General features: G+C 63.8%; 8 protein-coding genes. 4 read left to right on the top strand and 4 right to left on the bottom strand.

From position 1 onward, the window contains the following. Positions 1–180 precede the first annotated feature (180 nt). Both EOA28_RS13920 and EOA28_RS13915 read left to right on the top strand, forming a co-directional pair. Entirely contained in the window at positions 181–477 is a 297-nt protein-coding gene (locus tag EOA28_RS13920; RefSeq protein ID WP_245501521.1) for a hypothetical protein, read from the top strand. Positions 478–680: 203 nt separating this feature from the next. Beyond that, positions 681–1,070, top strand: a complete 390-nt coding sequence (locus EOA28_RS13915; RefSeq protein ID WP_127251970.1) for a DUF427 domain-containing protein — start codon at positions 681–683, stop codon at positions 1,068–1,070. A gap of 138 nt (positions 1,071–1,208) precedes the next feature. Here the strand turns inward: EOA28_RS13915 and EOA28_RS13910 are convergent, their stop codons facing one another. From EOA28_RS13910 to ppdK, 4 genes are all read right to left on the bottom strand, one after another. Beyond that, complete coding sequence (locus EOA28_RS13910) at positions 1,209–1,952, bottom strand: polysaccharide deacetylase family protein (protein WP_126083472.1); 744 nt, start codon at positions 1,950–1,952, stop codon at positions 1,209–1,211. Between the two features lie 145 nt (positions 1,953–2,097). Beyond that, positions 2,098–3,201: a glycosyltransferase family 9 protein gene (locus EOA28_RS13905; protein WP_126078452.1), complete on the bottom strand. Its 1,104-nt coding sequence runs from the start codon at positions 3,199–3,201 to the stop codon at positions 2,098–2,100. Between the two features lie 211 nt (positions 3,202–3,412). Beyond that, positions 3,413–4,516 (bottom strand): glycosyltransferase family 9 protein, encoded by a 1,104-nt coding sequence (locus tag EOA28_RS13900; protein WP_127251969.1) that lies wholly within the window; start codon positions 4,514–4,516, stop codon positions 3,413–3,415. A 141-nt stretch (positions 4,517–4,657) separates the two neighbouring features. After that, entirely contained in the window at positions 4,658–7,342 is a 2,685-nt protein-coding gene (gene ppdK / locus EOA28_RS13895) for a pyruvate, phosphate dikinase (RefSeq protein ID WP_128314971.1), read from the bottom strand. 214 nt (positions 7,343–7,556) lie between these two features. On the opposite strand from ppdK, the gene EOA28_RS13890 reads away from it, so the two are divergent. Further along, positions 7,557–7,901 carry a VOC family protein gene (locus EOA28_RS13890; RefSeq protein WP_042641814.1) on the top strand — a complete coding sequence of 115 codons (345 nt, stop codon included), beginning with the start codon at positions 7,557–7,559 and terminating at the stop codon, positions 7,899–7,901. A 100-nt stretch (positions 7,902–8,001) separates the two neighbouring features. Continuing rightward, complete coding sequence (locus tag EOA28_RS13885) at positions 8,002–9,426, top strand: phosphomannomutase (protein ID WP_128314970.1); 1,425 nt, start codon at positions 8,002–8,004, stop codon at positions 9,424–9,426. The last annotated feature ends 60 nt before the right edge of the window (positions 9,427–9,486 follow it).

The following is a 9,486-nucleotide window of genomic DNA, read 5'->3' as shown; positions in this document are numbered from 1 at the left end:
CCGCAATAAGTGGAAGCCGGTGAATGAATCGAAGACCCGGAAAACCCGCCATAATCCGGCCATCCTCGCCGTTAAGTTTCGTTGACGGGCTGGGTGAGATTGGCGAATGGAGTGGTTCGCATGGACGCGCAGCTCGACGAAAAAGCCCTCGAAAGCACGCTTGCCGAAAGTCTGGACGATCTGGCGCCGGACATCAAAACCGTTTCCGAAGATGAATTTGCCGAAGTCGTCGGCGGCGCGCTTGAAGCCGTCGGCGGGACGCTGCTGTTCAAGATGCGCGTCGAAAACGGCGAGAATGGCGAGCATGTCGCCGCCGCCTGCATCGGCGACGCGGGCAACCGCCAGTTCCTGCTGCTGACGCTGCCGACCAGCGGCGGCGCGCTCAAGGTCGAAACCGCGGCAAGAAGCACCAATCCGGTGGCCGGCATTGCCGCCGCCTATGCCGGCCTCATGGATGCCTTCAAGACAGCCGCCTGACGGCTGGCCAGCAGACGTTCAATGAATGGTGATGGAGCCTCGCGCCGCGCGGGCTTGCGCGACGCACTCACCCGACACATGTAAGTCTGCCGCGAGAACGTTTCACCGTTTCATGGAAACGGCAAACCGTTCTCTTTGTTTTGACGCAATTCCGGACGGAAACCGCTTCGCACTTTTGCTGGAATTGCTCCAGGAGACCATTCATGGACAAGCCCGCCAACCCTGCCCCCGGCTTCCAGCGCAATCCCGACAAGGTGATCACCGTCGAACCCTATCGCGGCAGTGTCACCGTGCGCGCCGGCGATACCGTCATCGCAAGATCCACCCGGGCCAAGGTGCTTTCAGAACCACCCTACCCGGCGGCCTTCTACATCCCGTTCGACGATATCGACTTCAGCAAGCTCGCCGGCACCGAGCACTCGACGCATTGCCCCTACAAGGGCGATGCCAGCTACTGGAGCGTCCAGGCGGCCGGCGAAGCCGGCACGAACGCCATGTGGGCTTATGAACATCCGATCGACGAAATGACCGAGATCCGCAACCACGGCGCGTTCTACACGAGCAAGGTAACGGTCGAAGCCGAACCGGGCTGAGTTTTCGATTGGGCTGGGTCGTCGCTGCGATCCGAGGCAGGCGAAGGCCAAGCGTCGTCATCCCAGGGCGGAGGGATGGGCGTTCACGTCAATCTCGGAAGGATGTGGCTGCCAAAATTCAGCCGCCGCACCGCACGCTCAATCGGTGGTGCCGTCGTTGCCTATACCGTCGGCATCGTCCAGGCGCACGAATGTCATGCCTTTCTGCTTCAAGGCGAGCAGCCCCTGAACCACGCCCTCGCCGGCCGCATGCGTCGGCTGGTTGATGTGGGCGATGATGACGTCGCCGTCCTTGGCGGCGCCGATGCGGCGTGCCGTTTCCTTGGCGCCGAGCAGCGAGCCGCCGTCGCCATTGACCGAGAAGCCGGCGATCTTGAAGCCCAGCTTGCGGATCATGGCGATCGCCGATGGGCTGTATTCCGCGGTGGCGCCGCGAAACCATTTGGGCGCCGGTCCGCCCGCGCTGGCGAGCGCCGCGGCGCCGGATTCAACCTCGGCCTGCACGGCGTCCGGGCTGCCGGCGCTGCTTATGCCGTAAATCTTCCGCGGCGTATCGACCGCGGGAATGTGGCGGCCGCCATGGTTTTCCAGCTCGAACAGATCAGGATGGGCTCGCATGATCTCGGCGGCCGCGGCATTGCGCTTGAGCCAGATGCCGGTAACGAAGATGGTCGCCGGTATGCGATTGTCGACAAGAGCCGAAAGTATTCTTGTGTCGGTCTTTCCCCCGCAAGCGTCGAGCGTCAGGGCGACTCGCCCACGCCCTTCCGGGGCTTGGGTCTTCAGATGCAGCGTCGGCTCGAGAAGCGTTGCGGCATTGCCGGCCGACGCCGCCAAGAGCGACAGCGCGAGCACGCAAAGAGAATTTCGAAGCAGACCCATCATCCATTCCAACCCGGCACGCACGGCCAGTTGCCGCATCGCGCCAAAGAAAACTTGCCTCCGCTCGTCCCAACAGACCGGCATCTAGGCGAAAATGGGGACGTCCAACAGCGCAAAAGGAGCAATCGCGAAAAATTGCTTTCGTCTACACCGCGGTTTTAATGGGTCTGTCCGTCCGCGCCAGCAGTTCGCGCACTGCTTCGGCGACCGTGTCCACTTCCAGGCGCCAGACGCAAAATGCCTTGGCTGGATTGGTCCGGTGGCACATGTCGGCGGCCACACACTCGCAAGGCATTGGGGGCCGCAGCGAAATGCTGGGTGCGCCAACCGGACCCCATGCAACCGGGTTGGTGAGGCCGTACAGGCCGACGACCGGCGTGCCTGCTGCGGCGGCCATATGCATTGGGCCGCTTTCGTTGCCGAGGAAGAGCCGCGCCTCCTTGAGCAGCGCCATCAACGTTTCGAGCGATAGCTTACCTACCAGATTGACGACCGGCGCCTTGACCGCGGCCACGATGTGGTCGTTCGCCTGGGCTTCGTCGGGTCCGCCGACCAGGACGACGGAGAGACCGGTTTCGCTCGATATCGTGTCGACGGCCGCGGCGAAACGCTCGGGCTGCCACCGGCGGCCCGGAAAGCTTGCTCCGGCATGCACCACCAGGAAGGCTTTGCGGCGAAGACCGCAGCTGTCCAGCAATGTCAGGACCCGCGCGGTTTCCGATGGCAGCGGCTCGATCGAGGGAACCCGCACGCGCAGATCTTCCCCTAGCGCCTCCAGCGGAGAAAGATAGCGATAAAGGAAATGCCTCTCGCCATAGCCGAAGGGCTTGGCCCTGACGTTTGCGGATTGGCGCTCGAACCGGCCCAATCGCCTCTCGGTCGGGAAATAGCCAACGCGGATCCTGGCGTTGAGCGCCATGGCGACGAAGTGCGTCGTTTTTGAATCGGTCAAGTCGATGGTCATATCGCAAGCCAAACGACGCAGCTTTCGCAATACGTGGTAGAGTTCCAGGCCGCGCTGCATTACCGTGCCACGCGCGCTCGAGCGCTTGAAAGCTACGGTCTCATCTGCGATCCCGTGAGCAGTCAGGAAGCCTGCGAAGCGAGCCTCGCACAGGAAGACAATTCTGGCCTCCGGATAGGCGATCCTAAGATTCTTCGCCAGCGTCGAGGCAAGAACCAGATCGCCGATATATTTCGTTTGCAGAATCAGGATCGACCGGACGCCTGCGAAGGGCCCCTGCAACATCCGTGTCCGGGCACCAGAACTGAGTTGAGACGTCGACATCCGGGGCCGCCACGCGCATGTTTCACGTGGCCCTCATATACAAGACGACAAGGTCGTGGGCCAGAGTGACTTGCACGTGCCGGCAGATCGTTTCACGGTCATGGAAATAGCGAAATTCCGGATTTCGCTGTTTGCAATGCGGACGACGACGGCACGAGAATCTCCCCGCGTGTCAGACCGCGGCTTCCAGGACTGCCTCGGTACGCGCCAGGAGCTCCAGCACCGCCTCGACCACCGGATCAACCTCCAGGCGCCAGACGCAGCAGGCCTTGCTCGGATCGGTCCGGCGGCACAGGTCGCCGCCGACGCAGTCGCAGGGCACGGATGGCCGCAACGAGATGCTGGGCACGCCGACCGGCGCCCAGCGGACCGGATTGGTCAGGCCGAACAGGCCGACAACCGGCGTGCCGGCCGCGGCCGCCATATGCATCGGCCCACTTTCGTTGCCGAGAAACAGCCGCGCCTGCCTGAGCAGCGCAAGCAGGGTTTCCAGCCGCAGCGCGCCCGCCAGATTGACGACAGGCGTCTTCGCCGCGGCCACAATCCTGTCGGTCGCCTCGTTTTCGTCCGGGCCGCCGACCAGGACGACGCGCAAGCCTGTCTCGCCGGCAATCCTGTCGATTGCCTCGGCAAAGCGCTCCGGCTGCCAGCGACGCCCGGCGAAACTTGCTCCGGCATGAACCGCGACAAAGGCGTTTGGGAGGATGTGGTGCCGGGCCAGCAAAGCCAGGACGCGGGTCGTCTCGAATGGCAGCGGTCGAATGGCCGGGGCTTTTACGCGCAGGTCGACGCCGAGCGCCTCCAACGGAGACAGATAGCGGTAGAGAAAGTGCTTCTTGCCAAATCCGAAGGGCTTCATCCTGACATTGGCGGGCTGGCGTTCATGCCAGCGCAGAGGCCGCTCCGTCGGAGAATAGCCGACCCGGACCGGAGCATTGACCAGCCCGGAAATAAGACGCGAGGTTTTCGAGTCGGTGATGTCGATGGTCATGTCGAAGCGACGCCGCCGCAATTCCCGCACCACGCGGAAGAGCTCGCGTCCCCGCTCGAACGGCATGCCACGCATCCTGGCGCGGCTGAGGGGGATAGCCTCGGCGGCAATGCCGTGGGCCGTCAGGAAGCCGGCCAAATGCGTTTCACAGAGAAACACGATCCTGACGCCCGGATATGCGAGCTGCAGGTTGTTCGCCAGCGCCGAGGCAAGCACGATGTCGCCGATAAATTTGGTCTGCAGGACAAGGATCGACCGGAAAGGAGTGGGGGCAATCTGCAACATGGGTTTCTGACACCAAAAAGTTCGGTGTCGGAAACTCCCTCGAAACGGTGTCGAGATTCAGGGCTGTCACGCGCACGTTAGCGTGACATTCCATACAAAACCGTAAGGTCCCTTGGGGTGCCGCTCCCCGGAATGCACGTCTCAGGCGCGTTTGGCGGCGCCTTTCGCCGCCGCCACGGCCGCCTGCGCGGCCGCCAGCCTGGCGATCGGCACACGGTAGGGCGAGCACGATACATAGTCGAGCCCGACCTCCTCGCAGAAGCGGATCGAAGCCGGATCGCCGCCATGCTCGCCGCAGATGCCAAGCTTGATGCCGGGCCGGGTCGCCTTGCCCTTTTCAGCAGCGATCCGCACCAGTTCGCCGACGCCATCGACATCGAGCGACACAAACGGATCCTGCTCGATGATGCCCTTTTGCCGGTAGGTTTCAAGGAAGGACGCCGCGTCGTCGCGCGAGATGCCGAAGGTCGTCTGGGTGAGGTCATTGGTGCCGAAGGAGAAGAATTCGGCGGCTTCGGCAATGACATGGGCGCGAATCGCCGCGCGCGGCAGCTCGATCATCGTGCCCGTTAGATAATCGATCTTGGTGCCGGTCTCCTGCATGACGCTTTGCGCCACCGCGTCGATGCGCGCCTTGACGTATTCCAGCTCCTTCACCAGTCCCACCAGCGGCACCATGATTTCCGGCACCACCAGCGCGCCGGCCTTGCGTCCGGCCTCGACCGCCGCCTCGAAGATCGCGCGCGCTTGCATCTCGGCGATCTCCGGATAGGAGACGGCGAGCCGGCAGCCGCGATGGCCGAGCATCGGATTGAACTCGTGCAACGCCTCGGTGCGTTGCCGCAGCTTGTCGGCCGAGACATTCATGGCGCTCGCCACCTCGGCAAGCTCGGCCTCGGTCTTGGGCAGGAATTCATGCAGCGGCGGGTCGAGCAGGCGGATTGTCACCGGCAGGCCGGCCATGATCTCGAACAGCTCGAGGAAGTCCGAGCGCTGCATCGGCAGCAGCTTATCGAGCGCTGAGCGCCTGTCCTTTTCGGTATCGGCCAGGATCATCTCGCGCATGGCGACGATGCGGTCGCCGTCGAAGAACATGTGCTCGGTGCGGCAAAGCCCGATGCCCTCGGCGCCGAAGGAGCGCGCCATGCGCGCGTCGAGCGGCGTTTCGGCATTGGTGCGCACCTTCATGCGGCGCGCGGCGTCAGCCCATTCCATGATGGCGGCGAAATCGCCGGAAAGCTCCGGCTGCAGCATGGCGACCGCGCCCTTCAGTACCTGTCCGTTGCCGCCATCGATGGTGATGACGTCGCCCTTGCGGAAGGTCTGGCCCATCGAGACCAGCGTGCCGGCCTTGTAGTCGACGCGCAGCGAGCCGGCGCCCGACACGCAGGGCTTGCCCATGCCGCGCGCCACCACCGCGGCGTGGCTGGTCATGCCGCCACGCGTGGTGAGGATGCCTTCGGCGGCATGCATGCCGTGAATGTCCTCCGGGCTGGTCTCGATGCGCACCAGGATCGCCTTGCGTCCCTGAGCCCTGGCGTCCTCGGCGTCTGCGGACGAGAAGACGATCTCGCCCGTGGCGGCGCCGGGCGAGGCCGGCAGGCCCATGCCGATGACATCACGCGCCGCCTTCGGATCGATGGTCGGGTGCAGGAGCTGGTCGAGCGATGCCGGATCGATGCGGGCGACCGCCTCCTCCTTGGTGATCAGGCCGTCCCTCGCCACCTCGACGGCGATCTTCAGCGCCGCCTTGGCGGTGCGCTTTCCGGAGCGGGTCTGCAGCATCCACAACTTGCCGCGCTCGATGGTGAATTCGAGGTCCTGCATGTCGCGGTAATGCTTTTCCAGTCGGTCGGAGATGTCGACGAAGGCCTGGAAGGCGTCGGGCATCAGCTTCTGAAGCGACGGCTTGTCGGAGCCGGCGGCAATACGCGCCGCCTCGGTGATGTTCTGCGGCGTGCGGATGCCGGCCACCACGTCCTCGCCCTGGGCGTTGACCAGGAACTCGCCATAGAGCTGCCTGTCACCGGTCGAGGGATTGCGGGTGAAGGCGACGCCGGTCGCGGAGGTGTCGCCCATATTGCCGAACACCATGGCCTGGACGTTGACCGCCGTGCCCCAGCTTTCCGGGATGTCGTGCAGGCGGCGATAGGTGATGGCGCGGCTGTTCATCCAGCTCGAGAACACGGCGCCGATCGCGCCCCAGAGCTGCTCGTGCGGGTCCTGCGGGAACGGCTTGCCAAGCTCTTCCTCGACCTTGGCCTTGTAGAGCGAAATGACGCCCTGCCATTCCGCGGCCGTCAGCTCGGTGTCGAGCTCGTGGCCGAGGCTGGCCTTCTGGTCCTCGAGGATTTCCTCGAACACTTCGTGATCGAGGCCCATGACGACGTCGGAATACATCTGGATGAAGCGGCGGTAGCTGTCATAGGCGAAGCGCGCATCGCCGGAATCGGCGGCCAAAGCCTCGACCGTCTCGTCGTTGAGGCCGAGATTGAGCACGGTGTCCATCATGCCGGGCATTGACGCCCGGGCGCCGGAGCGGACGGAGACCAGAAGCAGCTTCGACGGATCGCCGAAGCGGCGGCCGGTGATGCGGCCGATATGGTCGAGAGCGGCGACGACATCCGCCTCGAGCCCATCGGGATAGGCCCGGCCGTTGGCGTAATAGGCGTTGCAGACTTCCGTGGTGATGGTGAAACCGGGCGGCACGGGCAGGCCGAGACTGCACATCTCGGCCAGATTGGCACCCTTGCCACCGAGAAGATTGCGGTCGCCGGCACGGCCTTCGGCGGCGCCGTCGCCGAAGGTGTAAACCCACTTGGTCATGCTTGCCCTCCAGTTCGTGGAAGATAGAAACAGCCGGACCATGGCCCGGTTCCCCGCTTCCCCGGTCCGAGCGATAGGATGCTGCAGTGCGAAAGGCAAGGTACCGGCAGCGCTCGCCGCCACTACAATCGATTAAGCAAAGCTGCGTCAAAAAGACTTGCCGGAGAGGCATGGCGCGATATAGAACATAAAGAGAACATAGTGGAGTAGCGTGATGAAACTCAACGGGAAACTCGACTATCTGGAACTGCCGGCGACAGGGGGCACGCTGGACAGCGTCAAATCCTTCTACAGCGCCGCCTTTTCATGGTCGTTCACCGACTACGGCCCGACCTATTCCGCTTTCGCCGAAGGGCTCGATGGCGGTTTCCAGGCCGATGCCGGGGAAGCGCCGGCCAAACCGCTGCCCGTGCTCTACTCCGAGAACCTCGAGGAAACGCTGGACGCGGTCGAGAGCGCCGGGGGCACCATCGTCAAGCCGATCTTTTCCTTCCCCGGCGGCAGACGGTTCCACTTCACCGATCCGGCCGGCAACGAACTGGCGGTGTGGGGACATTAGAAAGGACGCGGGTTTCGAGGTTTTTTGCTGTTGACAGGCAGTGGGCCGCGGGGCTCATTCAAATGAGCAGCGGCAACCTTCTAACAGCAAAAGCAGGCTGATGAAATTCGGGTCAAGCGGTGTCCGGGGTTTGGCTTCCGATTTGGCCGGAAGGCCAAGCGGACTTTACACTGAGGGCTTCGCCCGGCGCTTGCGGGCGATTGGATATCAGCAAGGCAAGGTCTTCGTGGGACGGGACTTGCGCGACAGCAGCCCGGCGATCGCACAGGACTGCATGGCGGCGCTGGCCGCATCCGGCTTCCAGCCGGTCGATTGCGGTCCGATCCCCACACCGGCGCTTGCCTTTTATGCCCGCCGGCACAACGCCGCGGCGCTGATGGTGACCGGCTCGCATATCCCCGCCGACCGCAACGGCATCAAGTTCTATGGACCGAAGGGCGAGATCGACAAGGCGGACGAGGCCGCGATCGCCCTTTCTGTCGCGGAGCTGTCCGATCAATATCCCTGGCCGCCGACCTATGCGGACTGGCAAGCCGGCCATGAACAGGCGCTCGCGGCCTTTCGAGACCGTGTGGAGGCAATTCTGCCCCCTGGCGCCCTTTCCGGAATGAGGCTCGGCGTCTACCAGCACAGCACCGTTGCGGCGGAGCTGCTGGTCGAGGTCCTGCGATCCTTCGGCGCCGATGTGATCGTCGTCGGCAAAACAGATACTTTCGTGCCTGTCGATACCGAGGCCGTCAGCCAGGAAACGCTGGCGATGGTGCGGGACTGGGTGCGCGAGTTCAAACTCGACGCGGTGGTCTCGGCCGATGCCGATGCCGATCGCCCTCTTGTCATCGACGAAAATGGCGAATTGTTCCGCGGCGACCTGATCGGGCTGGCCACGGCGCTCTTCCTCAAGGCCGATGTCGTGGTGACGCCGGTCACCTCCAACTCGGGCATAGCCGAAGCGTTCGGGTTCAGCGTCAGGAGAACGAAGGTCGGGTCGCCTTTCGTCATCGAGGGAATGGACGCCGCGCGGCAGGCAGGCGGCATCGTCGTCGGCTTCGAAGCCAATGGCGGAGTTCTGCTGGGATCCGACTGCCTGGTGAATGGCAAAATATTGTCGGCGCTGCCGACACGGGATTCATTCTTGCCGATCCTGGCCGTGCTGGGGACGATGGCATCGACGGGGAAATCGCTGTCTAACCTGCGTGAAACCTGGAACCTTCCGGTCTGCGCCAGCGAGCGGCTCGAGAACTTCCCGGTCGAGACATCGCGCGTGTTGATGCGCAAGCTCGCCGACCGCGACGCGTTGCAGCGGTTCCTGGCGCCCTTCGGCATGGTGGCGGATGTAGACGAGACCGACGGTCTGAGAGCGCGAATGACCAGCGGAGAGATCATCCATCTGCGACCTTCCGGAAACGCTCCCGAATTTCGCTGCTATGCCGAGGCCGCCAGCCATGGAAGGGCAAGCGAAATCATGGCAATGGCGCTGGAACGGGCGCGGGACGCCGCACTGGCGGATAAGGCCGGGGACGTATAATGACAGCGGTGCCGGTTGCCGCAGGCGGAGAGCGGCCAATCGGCAGCGATGGGAACTCCC

This window comes from Mesorhizobium sp. M2A.F.Ca.ET.067.02.1.1, assembly GCF_004023285.1.
In the GTDB taxonomy this organism is placed as follows: domain Bacteria; phylum Pseudomonadota; class Alphaproteobacteria; order Rhizobiales; family Rhizobiaceae; genus Mesorhizobium.
Note: the sequence above shows the minus strand (reverse complement) of the source record. Positions and strands in the feature narration are given on the sequence as shown.